Here is a 16,342-nt window from a genome sequence, read left to right as displayed (position 1 = left end):
TATAAGAAAATCTGATCTTAAATGATAAGCATAGCGTCGCCATAGCTAAAAAAGCGGTATTTTTCCTTTACAGCAACCTCATAAGCTTTCATTACATGATCATAACCACCAAATGCCGCGACCATCATTAGCAGCGTTGACTCAGGTGTGTGAAAGTTAGTGATCATCGAATTAGCAATACTAAATTCGTATGGAGGGAAAATGAACTTACTCGTCCAGTCGTTTGCAGGCTTTAATTCTCTGCCTGCCGAAACAGCAGATTCAATAGCACGCATTGAAGTGGTACCCACAGCGCATACTTTTTGCTTATTATCTATTGCGTTGTTTACCAGATTAACTGCTTTTTGGTTAATAATATATTGCTCCGAATCCATTTTATGTTTCGTTAGATCTTCAACTTCAACCGCGCGGAATGTTCCCAGCCCAACATGAAGTGTAACCTCTGCAAACTCGACGCCTTTTAACTCCAGGCGCTTCATCAATTCACGGCTAAAGTGTAAACCTGCTGTTGGCGCAGCGACTGCTCCTTCTTCCTTAGCAAAAATAGTTTGATACCGTTCCTTATCTTCAGCAGTAGCTTTACGCTTGATATATTTTGGAAGTGGAGTTTCCCCTAAAATTTCAATATTACGGCGAAATTCGTCATCAGTGCCGTCAAAAAGAAAACGGATAGTACGACCCCGGGATGTAGTATTATCAACTACTTCCGCAACAAGAAGATCGTTGTCGCCAAAATACAATTTGTTTCCAACACGAATCTTACGGGCAGGATCAACCAGGACATCCCAAAGACGAAGTTCTCTGTTCAATTCACGCAGCAAAAAAACTTCTATTGTAGCTCCTGTTTTTTCTTTATTCCCGTATAAGCGAGCAGGGAATACCTTCGTATTATTGAGGATCATCACATCTTTATCTCCGAAATACCCCAAAACATCCTTAAATATCTTGTGTTCAATAGCACCAGTCTTCCTGTTTAACACCATCAAACGGGCTTCGTCGCGTTGTTCTGAAGGGTTATGAGCGATTAACGAATCGGGTAAATCAAATTTGAACTGGGATAATTTCATATGTTTTGTTGAGTGAATTTCAGGGCGCAAATTTAGGAAATAAAATGGGAAATGAGAAATGGAATTAGGTGTCCGGCAGATGCAACAGGTATTAGGTTGTGCGAATAAGCCGGACACTAGTGATTTGTAAATAGCAAACGGCGGGAGATCCTACGTTTTGGTAACAAGACGAAATTTCTATGAAGAATGTCGCGGGGAGAATATTTTAATTAAGAATTAATCGCTTAGAATTAAAAGTCTGGCATCTAAAGTTTCTACCCACCGATACTTTTTATTACCATCAAAGAATCGGAATGGTGGGATTTTGACGCTTGTACCCGGGCTAGCCATTGCTAATTGGGCAGCTACCCACTGTCTGTCATCCTCATGGATAAATTCAAACGCGTTTTACAATACAGTCAATGTTAATCCGGCTTCCGGTGAAGTGAGTGCACTGCTGATAACCAAATCATTATCCAGCCTGGTGCGGGGTATCCATTTTATCGAATATGGAAACTTTTGGATAAAACTCTTCTTCTGTCTTATTGGACTTTCAGGCCCAGTACTTTCTATCACTGGTTTTTTGTTATGGAAATGGAAGAAGAAAGCATGAGATGTGGTCAGCGATCTTAATTTTATCCTGAACAACTCTCACAACCTTCTTCCATAGAACAGACCGGCCCTTCAACGATTTCGTCAAACATCGGAGGTACATCTTCTGGAATCAAAGGTTCCATATTTTTCCCGGCTTGATTCTCCACAGTAAACTTCACAGCCTGTGAAGCTGCCTGAGTTCTCAGGTAATACATTCCGGTTTTGAGGCCTTTTTTCCAGGCATAGAAATGCATAGAGGTAAGCTTGGATGTATTAGGCGAATTAATAAACAGGTTAAGCGATTGCGACTGGCAAATATAGGCCCCACGGTCTGCAGCCATATCTATAATGGTACGCATCTTGATCTCCCAAACCGTTTTATAAAGAGCTTTTATTTCAGATGGAATCTCTGGGATGTCCTGAATCGAACCATTAGCCATTATGATCTTATTCTTAATATCCTTGTTCCACAAACCAAGGTTAACTAAATCTTTAAGCAGATGTTTATTTACCACGATAAACTCACCACTGAGCACACGCCGGGTATAAATATTTGAGGTATAAGGCTCAAAACATTCGTTGTTGCCAAGTATTTGCGAAGTGGAGGCAGTTGGCATCGGAGCTAACAATAGCGAGTTGCGCACTCCGTGATTCATCACGTCGAGGCGGAGATTTTCCCAATCCCAGCGTTCGCTTTCCGGCTTAATATTCCAAAGATCGAACTGAAACTTCCCTTCCGAAAGCGGGGAGCCTTTGAAGGTTTCGTAAGCACCCTCTTTTAAGGCGAGGTCTTTCGAAGCGGTCATCGCTGCAAAGTAGATGGTTTCGAAAATCTCCTTATTTAATTGCTGCGCTTCATCGCTCTCAAAAGGCATCCTGAGCAATATAAATGCATCGGCCAAACCCTGAACACCTATGCCGATGGGCCTGTGACGTAAGTTGGAATGCCGGGCCTCTTCTACAGGGTAGTAATTGTGGTCAATGATCTTGTTGAGATTTAATGTTACCTGATAGGTGACTTCATAGAGCTTCTGATGATCGAATGCATCATTAATGATAAATCGCGGCAGTGCTAATGAAGCAAGGTTACATACCGCTACCTCATCGGAAGAAGTGTATTCTAATATTTCTGTACATAGATTTGAGCATTTAATCGTGCCCAGATTCTGCTGGTTTGATTTAGAGTTCGCGGCATCTTTGTAGAGTAGATATGGAGTACCTGTTTCTACCTGAGCATCCAAAATGGCGAACCAGAGATCCTGGGCTTTTACAGTTCTTCTTGCTCTTCCTTCCTGTTCATATTTGGTATAGAGACGATTGAATTCTTCTCCGTGACACTCATGCAGCCCCGGCGCCTCATGCGGACAGAACAAGCTCCACTCTTCATCTGCTTCCACGCGATGCATAAATAAATCGCAAATCCATAAAGCCAGAAATAAATCGCGGGCACGCATTTCCTCTTTACCGTGATTTTTTCTCAATTCAAGAAATTCAAAAACATCAGCGTGCCATGGCTCCAGATAAATGGCAAATGCGCCCTTGCGTTTCCCGCCGCCCTGGTCAACGTAACGGGCAGTATCGTTAAACACGCGAAGCATGGGAACAATACCGTTACTGGTTCCATTCGTTCCGCTTATGTACGATCCCGTTGCACGTATATTGTGTATACTTATACCAATACCACCAGCACTTTGGGAGATCTTAGCCGTCTGTTTTAGGGTATCATAGATTCCGTCGATGCTGTCATCTTTCATCGTTAAGAGAAAGCAGGATGACATCTGCGGCTTTGGTGTGCCCGCATTAAAAAGCGTCGGTGTAGCATGTGTAAACCAGCGCTCACTAATCAAATTATATGTTTTTATCACGCTATCAATATCTGTTTTGTGGATACCAACTGCAACCCGCATAAACATATGCTGCGGACGCTCAGCAATTCCACCATCCAGCTTCAGCAGGTAAGATTTTTCAAGGGTTTTGAAACCGAAATAATCGAAACTAAAATCCCTGTCGTAAATAATTGTACTATCAAGCAGACTAGCGTTGGACTCGACGATTTCCATAACATCATCGGCAATCAGCGAGGCAGGCTTACCGATTTTCGGGTCAACGTACTGATGTAGTTTTCGCATCGTATCTGTAAATGATTTAGTGGTATTCTTGTGCAGATTGGATACCGCTATACGCGATGCAAGTAAGGCATAGTCTGGATGTTTGGTGGTAAGCGATGCTGCTGTCTCAGCTGCAAGAGTGTCGAGCTCTGATGTTGTTACCCCATCAAATAATCCTTCAATTACTTTTTTGGCAATATCTATTGGATCTACCAGGGCTGGGTTTAAGCCGTAACACAATTTCTCAATCCTGGCAGTTATTTTATCGAATTTTACGGTTTCTTTTCTGCCGTTTCTTTTTATTACAAACATATCGGGTGGATTAACAGGTGAGAAATTGAATTACTAAAAATCTTCGTCCAGCGAAAATGCCTGACTTGTTTCGTTGGTTGAACGCACGCCGCTTTTCTGGTAATCGCCGACTCTTTTTTCGAAGAAATTAGTTTTTCCCTGAAGCGATATCATTTCCATAAAGTCAAAGGGATTGCTGGCTCCAAACATCTTTTCATAGCCTAGTTCAAATAGCCATCTGTCGGCCACAAACTCAATGTACTGACTCATAAGCCCGGCGTTCATTCCGATAAGAGCCACAGGAAGTGCATCAGTTATAAACTCTTTTTCTATTTCAACAGCATCGGCGATTATGTGGAATACCTCTTCCTGAGAAAGCTTATTGTTCAGCATACTGTACAGGAGGCAGGCAAATTCGCAATGCAGCCCTTCATCGCGGGAAATCAGCTCATTACTGAATGTTAATCCAGGCATAAGCCCGCGTTTTTTAAGCCAGAAAATTGAGCAGAAACTTCCGCTAAAGAAAATTCCCTCGACAGCAGCGAATGCCACAAGGCGCTGAGCAAAAGTGCCATTGTCAATCCATCGCAATGCCCATTCTGCTTTCTTCTTTACACAAGGAACGGTTTCGATCGCGTGAAATAAGCGGTCCTTTTCTCCAGCGTCCTTGATGTAAGTATCGATAAGCAATGCATAGGTTTCTGAATGAATATTTTCCATAGCGATCTGAAAACCGTAAAAGCAGCGAGCTTCGGGGACCTGAACTTCGTTCATAAAGTTGACTGCAAGATTTTCATTGACGATTCCATCGCTGGCTGCGAAGAATGCGAGGATGTGGGACACAAAATGTTTCTCACCCGAATTCAGGTTTTCCCAGTCTTTTAAGTCGCCAGAAAGATCAATCTCTTCCGCTGTCCAGAAACTAGCTTCATGATTCTTGTACATTTCCCAAATAGCGGGGTGTTTGATGGGCAGGATCACGAAACGATCCTTGTTTTCTTTTAATAGTACTTCATCCTGTTGCATAACAAATTGGTTTTAATGATGCGAAACAGGAATTGACAAAAGACGGGTATTCCAATGGCAGGAGTGCCTTATGGAGACGAGCTTCCGCCAAAACCTTATGCGTGAAAGTTTTGACAAAAATCATTCTGGCAGGTGTCTGGCTTGGATTTGTATCCTTACAGTTGCACGTCAGCCCGGGCATTTAACCCGGTTCCCTTTTAATCTTAGTCCGGCACTGCCTGACTAAGAACCTTTATGATATAATGTGAAAGAACTTGTTGAGACAAATATAGATTAGTAGACTGTACTTAGATGATCAATTTTTGAACAAGGGGAAAGTTGTTAACAAAATCGGAAAACGTAAGATACATTTTGGTTTAGTGGTATTTCGGCGCCAGAATCTTCTTGCTTATTCTTTCCTTTAACACTTCTCCCACAAACCAGAATTGAGTTAAGAAAATTCATGTTGTATTGAGCAAGTCATTCCTGACTTGTGGAAAAGCGTAAGCGACTTTTTAGGTCATGATTGATCCTGCTTCAAACTGATTTTTTCAAGGCCACTAACCGCTGGGCCGTTAACAACTTCGCCCGTATAGGTAAAACGTGAGCCGTGACAAGGGCAGTCAAATGTTTTTTCGTTAGCGTTCCAGTGTACTACACAGCCCAGATGCGGACATATAGCGGAATAGGAATGTATAACTCCGGTTTCATCTTTATATACGGCAACCTTTTTCAATCCCTTGGTAATAATGGCGCCTTCTCCAGAGGGAATCTCGTTTACAGATTCTACATCTCCTTTAGCGATCAGATCGGTGTATTGAGCAGCCATATTTCCCGCTTCCTTTAAGTAGTCTCCTGCAACCTTAAGTGTAATACGGGAAGGATCGTAAAGTTTAGCCCAGGGATTTTCTTTTCCCAATACCAGATCTTTTAAAAGCATTCCTGCGATGGTGCCATGTGTCATCCCATTACCCGAATCTCCGGTTACAATATAGATAGAGTCATTACCCGGGTTTTTCCCTATATATGCCATGCAATCTAAAGGTTCGAGCACCTGGCCAGACCATTTATAGATTATTTCACCGGCAGAAGTAAAGTTTTGGCGAACAAATTCAATCAATACATCATAACGGTTCTCTTCTGGTATCCCTTCGTCATCCGCCTGGCCGGTTTTATGATCTTCTCCTCCACAGATGATAAGGTCATTTTGATCGTCCAGACTTTGTAACCGGGTGTATTTATATGGTTCTGTAACCCATTTTGAATCTTTATCACCGGTATCCCACCATAAAGAATGTTTTACGGCCCCTTTGGCAACTTTTATTCCAACAACATAGGTACGATAGGGCCACTGTTTGGTATGCATGGTAACCAAATCATTAATTGGCGAATTAGTTGCAACAACAATGATATCAGCCTTAACAACATGTCCGTTCGCTATCAGTTCATGTTCCTTAATGGCTTCAACATGTGTTTCTGTATAAATTTCTCCACCCATCCTAATTATCGCGTCGGTAAGGCCCTTTAAGTATTTCATTATGTGAAACTGCCCTTGGTTTGGATAGTGAAGGGAGGGGCCTGTTTCTTTTGCTAATCCTGGAGTTTGATCCAATAGACTGGTTTGATACCGGCTCTATTTGTTGCGTCGTGTTCTTTTTCCAGAGTTTCCTTCTTGTCCGTTGGGTGAAGGAACAGATAGCCGTCTACTCGCTCAAAATCACAGTTTATTCCCTCTTCTTTAATCGTTCTTTCAATGAAATTTATTGCCCCTGTATAGCTTTCGGTGGCTATTCTTGCTCCCTCTTCTCCGTGGTAATTCTCTATATAAGTATAAAAATCATCAAGCGCATTTACTAGATGCGCCGTTGTTCTCCCGTTTCACCGCTTCCTACATACCCGTCTTCAAAGGCCTTTACTTTTTTTCCTGCTTTGAGCAAATTATACGCAACCGACAATCCGGAAATGCCTGCGCCTACTACTGCAATGTCGGTTGTGCAGGGATGCATAAGTGCTTGGAATTTTATCGGTTCAACAGAATCTATCCAATAGCTTAAATTTCTGCCGGACGTTACCAGGGGGTTTATAGGATCTTCTTTTTTCATAATGTAGATGTACAATGTGTTAATTAGGCATTAATCTTTTCATCACAAATTCTGTTTTTCTATCACATCCAACAAGATTGAAGTCTAAAAGTTGATTCGGTTTGTAATATTTGTTTAATTCATCACGCAACATCTCTTTAGCCCGTGTTAGTCTAATCTTTATGTTACTGGCCTATGAAATGAAAAACTTACGGGTAAAATTGACCAGCCTGGTTGCCAGACAAACCGCATAAAAAAAACAGGGTTTTCCTGCTGTTAATCTTGTTTAGCATGGTTTCTGTACTTATTTCAACTAATATTTGTCTACCTCCCCCAACTACCATTATAATTGCTTTCTATGAAGATGCTACCCAAAGATTTAACCCGTGATGTAAAGAGCAGACTAAACACCATAAAAGGCCAGGTCGAAGGTATTGTTAGAATGCTCGATGACGACAAAGACCCCGGGCAAATCCTTCACCAGTTTAAGGCGATAAGTAAGGCACTGGAAGCAGCTCAGACCCTACTAATTGATGAAACCTTTAGAAAGTCATTAGCGGCAAAAATTTCCGAAGCTGTAGAAGCTTGCCCTGGAAATTGCGGACAAGAAGAAACAATTGAATCATTACGAGTAAAGTTTGCTGCTTTAACAGAAGAAGAGCTTACGCAAAAGATGAAGGAAATCCAGGCCGCTTACCAGTTGATGATTAAATTTAAAAATGAAAAGTAAAAAAATTTGCATACCTCCCCTGAACGAACCGAACTTTGATTAAATTAATAAAAGTATTATGAAAAGAAAGATCGAAGTTTTCACGGCAGGATGCGCGGTATGCACCCCTATAGTAGAACTGGTGCAGTCAATGAGCTGCGGCAGTTGCGAGATTAAAATCTATGATTTATCAAGACAGGAGGACTCTGAGTTTTTTACAGAGAAATTAAAGCAATATAACGTAATGTCTGTTCCCACTGTAGTTGTAAATGGAAAGAAGTTGATTTTGACCGACGGAGGCATAACCAGAGAGCAATTAAGCCAGGCAGGTTTAGGGCAATTAAACTAAATAACATAAATATGAAAAAGAAACTTTTCGGATTATTAACCGCGGTGATGATTTTTACAGCCGGTTCAAATTACGCTTTTAACGGACTTCAGCAGGAATGCCCGGACAAAGGGACGAAAGAATGCAAGCTGATAAAAAATTGCCCAGACAGGGGCACGCCAAAATGCAAGCTCGTTGAGAAACAAGCTAGTAAACCATCTTGCTGCCAAAAAGGACAGACAACAGCGTCCGTAAAAAAGGTTACTCCAAAGCAGTAAAATAAAAAAGCCGGCTCCAAAAACCGGCTTTGAGTACTATTTTAGGAAGTCGCAATTCTTCTAACATGTGGCAAGGCTGTATTATACTTGAATATCAAGGGAGTTAGCCATTTTCTTTGCTAGAGCAGACGTATTCTTACAGCGCTCTGCTTTGAGATGTGTATCAATGCCGGCTAAGCATATGGATTTTCATGCCCGTTCTGCGTAAGATCTTTTCATGTGAACTTTCATGGAAACTTCCAGATCGGCGAAAATATAAATCATCAAATCTTAATACTGATGTAACGTTTTTAATTAAATTTGGTCTAAATGGCAATATGATATTTCTTAAACTTTTTAAAGAGAGCTTTCTATTTGCTTTTGAAGCTCTTAGGCAAAATAAGCTTAGGACCATCTTATCATTGTTAGGCATAACAATCGGTATTATGACCATTATCAGCGTATTTTCAGCTGTTGATACACTTCGTAACAATATTCAGAGCAGCGTTGAAAAACTGGGAAGCAATACCATTTACATACAAAAATGGCCCTGGACTGGTGGTCCGGATTTCCCCTGGTGGAAATATATCAGCCGGCCGCAGCCTACCCTGAGAGATTATGCCAAGCTAAGCGATCGTTTGCAAGGTGCTGAAGGTATATCTTTTGAAATTGGAATGGGTAACCGAACCATCAAATATAAGAACAATAGTATCGAAGGGGCGCGGATATCCGCCCCTGCTCACGATTATTATAAGGTGTGGAAATTTGATTTCGAGGGCGGCAGGTATTTTACCGACAGTGAATCGAAAGCTGGAAGGCCACTGGCAATTATCGGTTTTCAAATTGCTGAGGGCTTATTTCCTAATATCGACCCCATCGGAAAAGTAATAACCGTTTTGGGAAGAAAAGTTACAATCGTCGGCGTATTCAAAGAAGAAGGTGAAGATATGCTTGGTGTTTCAGCAGATAAGACAGTCCTTGTCCCCTTGAATTTTGCAAAAGGTGTGATAAAAGTCGAAGATGAACGATACGGACCGCAGATAATCGTAAAGGGGCGCGAAAATGTTAGTATAGAGGAATTGGAGGCGGAATTAAAAGGTACATTAAGGTCTATCCACCGCCTTAGTCCGAGCGACGATGATGATTTCTCTCTTAATAAAACAACCATTCTAACTGCTCAGCTCGACCAGCTTTTTGGTATAATTGACTTCGCCGGCGCATTCATCGGCGGGTTTTCGATTCTGGTGGGGGGCTTTGGAATTGCAAATATTATGTTTGTTTCTGTGAAAGAACGGACTAACATCATTGGTATTCAGAAGTCATTAGGAGCCAAAAATTATTTTATAATGCTTCAATTCCTCATCGAATCGGTCACGTTATGTTTAATGGGTGGTGTCATAGGTCTAGGCATTGTATTTATTCTCGCATTTGTATCTAAGACGTTCTTCGATCTCAACATCGTTGTCGATATAAGTAAAGTTATTCTAACCATAATTTTATCTACCGCTATTGGCCTGATATCAGGTTTCATACCTGCTTTTATGGCTTCAAGGCTGGATCCGGTTGAGGCAATACGGAGTAAATAGGGTTTTTTAAATTGAGAGTTGAGATGTTCCCCGACGGGTTCGGGGATCTCGTCCTGACACGCGGCTACAGCCGCTAGTGTCGACCAGGAAATTAATTCTGCACACTCGATTTGCATAGTTAATTTTACAGCTGCGCTGGAGGTTTTTTAACTTTCTTACATTGAAAATGGTGGGGGACGCGAGCTTCGCCGCCTCTATGAGGAGATCCCCGATCCAGTCGGGGAGCAATCCCGACCGTGACATTCAGTCTTCAGGTCAACTTTGACAGGCTAACCTTATAGAAGCTGGACTTCTTTCAATAACTGTTCCTTATCAACCGGCACCACGCCGACATGTTCACATACTAATCCACCGGCCAGGTTTGCTATTGCAGCTGATTCAAATTCATCAAGGCCTGAGGCAAGACATACAGCAACGGTTGCAACCACAGTATCGCCTGCACCGGATACGTCGGCAATACTTCTAACATGTGCCGGAATTAGCTTATGCTCCTTAGAGTTGCTAATAAAGACCCCGTGGTCAGAAAGGGTAAGCATGATGCTCCTTGCATTTAGCTTTTCGCGAAGAAGGTTTACAGTATTTTCAATTTGAGTAATGCTGGATGGATCGACCTCGGTTTTCAGTCCTTCCCGTAATTCCTTTAGATTTGGCTTAAATAAGCTGACGTCTTTATAAAAAAGGAAATTCCTTTTTTTAGGATCTACTACAGTAATAATGTTTTTTTGGAGGGCTAATTGAACAACAAAAGTAATAAGTTCTTCCGAAATCAGGCCCTTATCATAATCTTCAAAAATGATCGCGTCAATTTTATGACTCCTGATTACCTCTGCTATCCGCTCCTGCACCATGCGACTTGATTCTACTGGAATCGTTGTATCAGTTTCGGCATCAACCCGTACGATATGCTGGTTATGGGCTATGATCCTGGTTTTAACAGTAGTCTGGCGGCCATTAACAGTAATAATTCCTTCTTTAGGCAGGCTGGCGTCATCCATCAACCTGATTAGATCAATCCCTTCCTGATCATCACCAATTATGGCACAAATAATTGGTCTGGCACCTAAAGATTGAACATTTAATGCTACGTTAGCAGCACCTCCGAGGCGGTTTTCTTTTTTAGTCACCTGTACTACAGGAACAGGTGCTTCTGGAGATACTCTTTCGATCTTACCCCAGACGTAACTGTCCATCATAACATCTCCGATAATAAGGATATTCAACGAGTTGAACTTTTCGAAAATGCTGGTCATGGTAGGCTGCATATTTATTTAAATTTTCTTTATCCATTCCGACAACAGACGGACAAGCCGCTGCGCAAACGCCTTAAATTGAAGCGCTTTATAAGGCAATTAAACCCATTGGAGTAATTAGCCATTGCCTGATTTATTCTTTAATTAAAAAATTTTGCTGCCCGACCCTGAAGGGGTTGCATGTTTATAGAACATGAATATCCTTGCAGGACCGACCCCTAAGGTGGTCGTATGTGGTCTGAAAATATCACATGCGACCACCTTAGGGGTCGGGAATACGTCTAATATGAACTTTTTATAAACATATGACCTCCTTCGGGGTCAGTCTTAAACTTTGTTTTAAAATTAGGGCCTACTTTTGGAATTTGTTCAAAAGTGAACAATAAAAAACATATAGACATATTTTGCTTCAAAATGATTTGAACCGGATTATAGTGCTTCGCCTAAAACTGCCCTGCATTCCGGCAGGCAACCAATCACTTCAACGCTCCCAGGGCTTCCTTAATACGTTTCATAGCCTCGATCAGTTTCAAGTTAGCTGCAGCATAGGAGAGGCGAATTGAATTAGGGTCGCCAAATGAGTCACCGCTAACAGTAGCCACATGGCCTGTATTTAGAAGGTAAAGGGAGAGATCTTCTGCGTTCTTAATTGTTGAGCCATCGGGTGCGGTTTTCCCAAAGAATGAACTCACATCAGGGAAAAAATAAAATGCTCCGCCAGGTAAGTTAACCTTCAATCCGGGGATATCTCTTAATAAGCCATAAACAAGATCGCGCCGTTCTTTGAAAACCCTCTTCATTTCTTTAACAGTATCCAAACCCCCTTCATATGCAGCGATCCCTGCCTTTTGTGTAATTGAACAAGTGCCCGAGGTGATCTGGCTCTGTAACTTATCGCAGGCTGCGGCAAGTTCTTTATTAGTCACCGAATAACCAATCCTCCAGCCCGTCATCGCATAAGCTTTTGAAAGTCCGTTGATAATGATGACGCGGTCTTTAATGCTATCGAACTGCGCAATAGACTCATGCTCGTTCAGGAAATTTATGTGCTCGTATATTTCGTCTGAGATAATATAAATTTCAGGGTACTTTTCGAATACTTTGACAAGTGATGAAAGCTCATCACGTGTATAAACACTTCCTGTCGGATTGTTTGGAGAAGAGAACATGAACAATTTTGTCTTCGGCGTTATTGCCGCCTCAAGATCTTCTGCCGTAATCTTGAAATCACTTTCTAAGCTGGTATTTATGAAAACCGACTCTCCTTCGGCTAATTTTACAAGCTCAGAATAAGAAACCCAGTACGGCGTCGGTATAATCACCTCATCTCCAGGATTAACCACACAAAGAATAGCATTTGCCAATGATTGTTTTGCACCCGTAGATACGACAATCTGATCGAAGTCGTAGTCAAGGTTGTTCTCCCGTTTTAGCTTTGCTGCAATTGCCTTTCTTAGTTCAGGGTATCCCGGCACCGGGGTGTAGTATGAAAAATTCTGGTCGATTGCATCTTTCGCAGCCTGTTTGACGAAGTCGGGAGTAAAAAAATCCGTTTCTCCCAAGCTAAGACTGATAACATCAACGCCTTTTGCAGCCAATTCCCTGCCCATCTTTGCCATTTTAATAGTGGCAGATTCTGATAAATTGTTAATTCTCTTTGATAATGTATTCATAATTAAGGCAAATATAGAAACCTGCCCAGCGAATGCAAAAATTAAACATAAATGAGCCAAAAATTTCCAATTTTATAAAATTCACAGTGTTGTATTACCTAAATTCGCCTCATTAAGCTCCCGGTTTGCAAAGTAAAAAAAAAGTAATTCTTATTTCCCTTGGTGTTAGCATCTTGCTGATGCTGGCTAAATTTATTGCCTATTTTATCACCTCCTCAAACTCAATCCTTACAGATGCTGCAGAAAGCATAGTTAATGTTCTTGCCAGTGCGTTTGCCTTTTACAGCATCTATATCGCTGCCCAGCCGAAGGATACTAACCATCCGTATGGGCATGGAAAGGTTGAGTTCTTTTCGGTTTTCGTTGAAGGCACACTAATAGTAATTGCTGGCATACTCATCATTTTCAAATCGGCATATAACCTGGTTTATCCCCATAAAATCGATGAACTTATCGCCGGTACAATAATCATAGCTGGAACGGGATTTATAAATTTTGTGCTTGGCTATTACCTTTTAGGCCAGAGCAAAAAGCTCAACTCGATAACTCTTTTTGCCGATGGTAAACATCTTCAAACCGATGCTTATACCAGCGCAGGCCTGGTTCTAGGACTTTTGCTTATCTACCTTACGGGATTGAATTATCTGGATAGCGTACTTTCTATTGCTCTGGGGCTGTTTATTATTTACAGTGGCTATAAATTGGTCAGACGATCAGTTTCAGGATTGATGGATGAATCTGATTTTGAAACCGCAGATGAGGTAATTTCCATCCTGAAATTAAATCGTAAAGACAGCTGGATTGACATGCATAATCTCAGGACCCAGCGTTACGGCCCGGATATTCACATTGATTGCCACTTAACCCTGCCATATTATTTTGATCTGAATAAAGTTCATGAGGAGGTATCGGGAGTCGATGCCATGATGAACAGTAAAGTGAATTCTTCGATCGAATTTTTCATTCATGCCGATCCTTGTGTTCCAGAATGCTGTCATTACTGCCGAATGGAAAATTGTCCGGTCAGGTCAGCTCCCAAGACTCGCGACATAGAGTGGTCAATTGAAAATGTAACGCGGAATAAAAAGCATTTTTCGGATGGTCTATAATTTCAATGTGCGTGTTTACGGTTTGCTTATCAATGAGAAAGGCCAGATCCTTTTGAGCGATGAGGAGGAATACGGATTCCGTTTCAGCAAGTTCCCGGGAGGCGGATTAGAGTATGGTGAAGGACTGATTGATGCGCTAAAGCGGGAGTTTGTCGAAGAATGCAATGCAGAAGTCGAGATTGTCGGGCATTTTTACACTACAGATTTTTTTATAAAGTCTGTTTTTAACGACAGTCAGGTTATCAGCGTTTATTATATCGTGAAACCTGTTGCGGAGCTGATACTAAATTTTAAAGAAAAGATCTTTGATTTTGATTCAGAAGGAGATCTTTTGCAGGCTTTCAGATGGAAAGATGTTTCAGCTCTGGACATTGAAGATGTCACATTTCCAACTGATCAGAAAGTTATAGAACTAATAAAAGAGAAATGGCAGAAAAATCATTAGTTGAACGCGACCAGGCTGTGATCTGGCATCCTTACACCCAGATGCATAAGGCAGCGCCTCCCATCCCAATAGTCAGAGGTGAAGGGGTTTATCTGATTGCAGAAGATGGCACAAAGTTTATTGATGCTATATCTTCATGGTGGGTAAATATTCATGGCCACTCCCATCCATATATAGCTGAAAAAGTTGCAGAGCAGCTCCGTACACTCGAACATGTGATCTTTGCTGGTTTTACACATCCATCAGCTGTGGAGTTAGCCGAAAGATTGATTGCTATACTCCCAAACAACCAAAAGAGGGTTTTTTACTCAGATAATGGCTCTACCGCAGTGGAAGTCGCTCTGAAAATGTGCTTACAATACTGGAGCAATGTAGAACAGCCACGAACTAAAGTGCTCGCCTTTCATGGTTCTTATCATGGCGATACATTTGGTGCAATGGCAGTAAGTGCCAGAAGCTCTTTTACCAGGCCCTTCGAAAAGCTGCTTTTTGAAGTAGAATTTATTGATCTTCCAAACGCGACAAATATTTCCGCTCTGAAAGAACAACTTAGCGATCTTGCGCCTGAACTAGCTGCATTTATTTTTGAACCCCTGGTGCAGGGTGCAAGCGGAATGAACATGTACGAGGCAAAATACCTTGACGAGCTACTCGAACATTGTAAAAAGGAGGGCGTACTCACAATCGCAGATGAAGTGATGACTGGATTTGGTAGGACAGGCAAGCTGTTCGCTTCGAACCATTTATATGAACAACCTGATGTAATGTGTTTTTCTAAGGGGATAACAGGCGGAACTATGGCACTAGGCTTAACCACATGCACCAGTAGAATATACGATGCTTTTTTATCGGAAGATAAAATGAAAACACTTTTTCATGGTCATTCTTTCACGGCCAATCCCGTCACCTGTTCGGCAGCTCTGGCCAGCCTGGACCTGCTTCTAAAACCCGAAACGCTAAACGATATAGAGCGGATAGCAGATCAGCACAGGCAATTTGCCTTGAGTATTTCCGGACACCAGAAAATAAGAAACTTACGCCAGACAGGGACTATCCTTGCTGTAGAATGGGAAACCGGGAATAACACTTCCTATTTTAACAGTCTGCGCGATGACCTTTATAATTTCTTTCTGGGAGAGGGGATTATTCTTCGTCCGCTTGGGAACATCGTTTACATCATGCCGCCCTATTGTATTACGAATGCGCAGCTGGGGTGTATCTACAAACAAATTATAAAAGCTCTCGAAAAATTTTAAAATGGATTTTAAGCAATTACTTAAGGGCATAGTAGCCGATACAGAAAAACATGCCAAATGGCTGAATACCTTATCGCTGATGGAGAACACGGGTGCCCGAAAGATTTCTGCCAGCGAGCATAAAACCGAGGTCACCCTGATCATATTAAAGCATGCGGCCGAGGAGCATCGCCATGCATTTTATCTGAAAAAACAGATCTCTAAGCTTGGCTCCGGATTTTGCCCTAACTATTCTGACGAATACCTATTAGCCACAAAGGATAGCCGGTATTATCTAAATATGCTTGATGTACAGGTGTGTAAATACTTGAAGTCCGAATTAATGTTATCAGGAAACGACCTGAAATTCGCGGCATACCTGTTAGTGACTTATGCTATTGAGGTGCGGGCAGATGAATTATATCCTGTTTACCAGGACGTGCTCGATTCTGCCGGCAGCAAAGTAAATGTCAAATCAATTATTCTTGAGGAAGAGGGCCATTTGGAAGAAATGCTGGTTCAGCTGAAGAATTTTTCTCCTGAATGGGAGAGGCATGCGGATAAAGCGGTGGAGTTTGAGAGTGAATTGTTTGGGAAGTGGTTGGTAGGGTTGGAGAGGGAGATT

General features: G+C 41.8%; 16 protein-coding genes and 1 riboswitch. Of the genes, 9 read left to right on the top strand and 7 right to left on the bottom strand.

Going from position 1 to position 16,342, the window contains the following annotated elements:
• Positions 1-17: 17 nt before the first annotated feature.
• On the bottom strand, positions 18-1,067 hold the full coding sequence (gene queA / locus ACLL8Z_RS10030; RefSeq protein ID WP_411274644.1) for a tRNA preQ1(34) S-adenosylmethionine ribosyltransferase-isomerase QueA: 1,050 nt from the start codon (positions 1,065-1,067) through the stop codon (positions 18-20).
• Positions 1,068-1,491: 424 nt separating this feature from the next.
• Between queA and ACLL8Z_RS10025 the strand changes: the two genes are divergently transcribed.
• Positions 1,492-1,659 carry a PepSY domain-containing protein gene (locus ACLL8Z_RS10025; RefSeq protein ID WP_411274698.1) on the top strand — a complete coding sequence of 56 codons (168 nt, stop codon included), beginning with the start codon at positions 1,492-1,494 and terminating at the stop codon, positions 1,657-1,659.
• A gap of 22 nt (positions 1,660-1,681) precedes the next feature.
• Here the strand turns inward: ACLL8Z_RS10025 and ACLL8Z_RS10020 are convergent, their stop codons facing one another.
• From ACLL8Z_RS10020 to ACLL8Z_RS10005, 4 genes are all read right to left on the bottom strand, one after another.
• Complete coding sequence (locus tag ACLL8Z_RS10020) at positions 1,682-4,060, bottom strand: ribonucleoside-diphosphate reductase subunit alpha (protein ID WP_411274643.1); 2,379 nt, start codon at positions 4,058-4,060, stop codon at positions 1,682-1,684.
• Positions 4,061-4,093: 33 nt separating this feature from the next.
• Positions 4,094-5,065 carry a ribonucleoside-diphosphate reductase small subunit gene (locus ACLL8Z_RS10015; protein ID WP_411274642.1) on the bottom strand — a complete coding sequence of 324 codons (972 nt, stop codon included), beginning with the start codon at positions 5,063-5,065 and terminating at the stop codon, positions 4,094-4,096.
• 109 nt (positions 5,066-5,174) lie between these two features.
• A riboswitch (cobalamin riboswitch) is annotated at positions 5,175-5,314 on the bottom strand.
• 250 nt (positions 5,315-5,564) lie between these two features.
• Positions 5,565-6,656: an FAD-dependent oxidoreductase gene (locus tag ACLL8Z_RS10010; RefSeq protein WP_411274641.1), complete on the bottom strand. Its 1,092-nt coding sequence runs from the start codon at positions 6,654-6,656 to the stop codon at positions 5,565-5,567.
• Between the two features lie 241 nt (positions 6,657-6,897).
• On the bottom strand, positions 6,898-7,146 hold the full coding sequence (locus ACLL8Z_RS10005) for an FAD-dependent oxidoreductase (RefSeq protein ID WP_411274640.1): 249 nt from the start codon (positions 7,144-7,146) through the stop codon (positions 6,898-6,900).
• Positions 7,147-7,483: 337 nt separating this feature from the next.
• Between ACLL8Z_RS10005 and ACLL8Z_RS10000 the strand changes: the two genes are divergently transcribed.
• From ACLL8Z_RS10000 to ACLL8Z_RS09985, 4 genes are all read left to right on the top strand, one after another.
• The gene (locus ACLL8Z_RS10000; RefSeq protein ID WP_411274639.1) at positions 7,484-7,855 is read left to right on the top strand and encodes a metal-sensitive transcriptional regulator; all 372 of its coding nucleotides are present in this window, start codon (positions 7,484-7,486) and stop codon (positions 7,853-7,855) included.
• Between the two features lie 58 nt (positions 7,856-7,913).
• On the top strand, positions 7,914-8,183 hold the full coding sequence (locus ACLL8Z_RS09995; protein WP_411274638.1) for a thioredoxin family protein: 270 nt from the start codon (positions 7,914-7,916) through the stop codon (positions 8,181-8,183).
• A gap of 11 nt (positions 8,184-8,194) precedes the next feature.
• On the top strand, positions 8,195-8,440 hold the full coding sequence (locus ACLL8Z_RS09990; RefSeq protein ID WP_411274637.1) for a hypothetical protein: 246 nt from the start codon (positions 8,195-8,197) through the stop codon (positions 8,438-8,440).
• Between the two features lie 317 nt (positions 8,441-8,757).
• On the top strand, positions 8,758-10,005 hold the full coding sequence (locus tag ACLL8Z_RS09985; RefSeq protein ID WP_411274636.1) for an ABC transporter permease: 1,248 nt from the start codon (positions 8,758-8,760) through the stop codon (positions 10,003-10,005).
• 275 nt (positions 10,006-10,280) lie between these two features.
• Here ACLL8Z_RS09985 and ACLL8Z_RS09980 read toward each other — a convergent pair whose 3' ends face one another.
• Positions 10,281-11,255 (bottom strand): bifunctional heptose 7-phosphate kinase/heptose 1-phosphate adenyltransferase, encoded by a 975-nt coding sequence (locus ACLL8Z_RS09980; protein ID WP_411274635.1) that lies wholly within the window; start codon positions 11,253-11,255, stop codon positions 10,281-10,283.
• Between the two features lie 476 nt (positions 11,256-11,731).
• Positions 11,732-12,928 carry a pyridoxal phosphate-dependent aminotransferase gene (locus tag ACLL8Z_RS09975; RefSeq protein WP_411274634.1) on the bottom strand — a complete coding sequence of 399 codons (1,197 nt, stop codon included), beginning with the start codon at positions 12,926-12,928 and terminating at the stop codon, positions 11,732-11,734.
• A 125-nt stretch (positions 12,929-13,053) separates the two neighbouring features.
• Here ACLL8Z_RS09975 and ACLL8Z_RS09970 point away from each other — a divergent pair, with 125 nt between their 5' ends.
• The 4 genes from ACLL8Z_RS09970 to ACLL8Z_RS09955 all read left to right on the top strand — a co-directional run.
• Positions 13,054-14,037 (top strand): cation diffusion facilitator family transporter, encoded by a 984-nt coding sequence (locus ACLL8Z_RS09970; RefSeq protein ID WP_411274633.1) that lies wholly within the window; start codon positions 13,054-13,056, stop codon positions 14,035-14,037.
• Positions 14,027-14,482: an NUDIX domain-containing protein gene (locus ACLL8Z_RS09965; protein ID WP_411274632.1), complete on the top strand. Its 456-nt coding sequence runs from the start codon at positions 14,027-14,029 to the stop codon at positions 14,480-14,482. Before ACLL8Z_RS09970 ends, ACLL8Z_RS09965 begins: the two co-directional genes overlap by 11 nt.
• Positions 14,464-15,738, top strand: coding sequence for an adenosylmethionine--8-amino-7-oxononanoate transaminase (gene bioA / locus ACLL8Z_RS09960; RefSeq protein ID WP_411274631.1), 1,275 nt, complete (start codon positions 14,464-14,466; stop codon positions 15,736-15,738). The genes ACLL8Z_RS09965 and bioA overlap by 19 nt, the downstream gene beginning before the upstream one ends.
• Before the next feature lies 1 nt (position 15,739).
• On the top strand, positions 15,740-16,342 hold a 603-nt coding region (locus ACLL8Z_RS09955; protein WP_411274630.1), incomplete at its 3' end, for a hypothetical protein.

The organism is Daejeonella sp. (genome assembly GCF_046590655.1).
Lineage (GTDB): Bacteria > Bacteroidota > Bacteroidia > Sphingobacteriales > Sphingobacteriaceae > Daejeonella.
This window is presented reverse-complemented; position numbering and strand designations above follow the sequence as displayed.

Bases quoted from the DNA above. Each gene is read 5' to 3' on its own strand.
- ACLL8Z_RS10005 (WP_411274640.1), bottom strand. From the start codon at position 7,146: ATGAAAAAAGAAGATCCTATAAACCCCCTGGTAACGTCCGGCAGAAAT.
- ACLL8Z_RS09985 (WP_411274636.1), top strand. From the start codon at position 8,758: ATGATATTTCTTAAACTTTTTAAAGAGAGCTTTCTATTTGCTTTTGAA.
- ACLL8Z_RS09975 (WP_411274634.1), bottom strand. From the start codon at position 12,928: ATGAATACATTATCAAAGAGAATTAACAATTTATCAGAATCTGCCACT.
- ACLL8Z_RS10015 (WP_411274642.1), bottom strand. From the start codon at position 5,065: ATGCAACAGGATGAAGTACTATTAAAAGAAAACAAGGATCGTTTCGTG.
- ACLL8Z_RS10020 (WP_411274643.1), bottom strand. From the start codon at position 4,060: ATGTTTGTAATAAAAAGAAACGGCAGAAAAGAAACCGTAAAATTCGAT.
- bioA (WP_411274631.1), top strand. From the start codon at position 14,464: ATGGCAGAAAAATCATTAGTTGAACGCGACCAGGCTGTGATCTGGCAT.
- ACLL8Z_RS09980 (WP_411274635.1), bottom strand. From the start codon at position 11,255: ATGACCAGCATTTTCGAAAAGTTCAACTCGTTGAATATCCTTATTATC.
- ACLL8Z_RS09965 (WP_411274632.1), top strand. From the start codon at position 14,027: ATGGTCTATAATTTCAATGTGCGTGTTTACGGTTTGCTTATCAATGAG.
- ACLL8Z_RS09990 (WP_411274637.1), top strand. From the start codon at position 8,195: ATGAAAAAGAAACTTTTCGGATTATTAACCGCGGTGATGATTTTTACA.
- queA (WP_411274644.1), bottom strand. From the start codon at position 1,067: ATGAAATTATCCCAGTTCAAATTTGATTTACCCGATTCGTTAATCGCT.
- ACLL8Z_RS09995 (WP_411274638.1), top strand. From the start codon at position 7,914: ATGAAAAGAAAGATCGAAGTTTTCACGGCAGGATGCGCGGTATGCACC.
- ACLL8Z_RS10000 (WP_411274639.1), top strand. From the start codon at position 7,484: ATGAAGATGCTACCCAAAGATTTAACCCGTGATGTAAAGAGCAGACTA.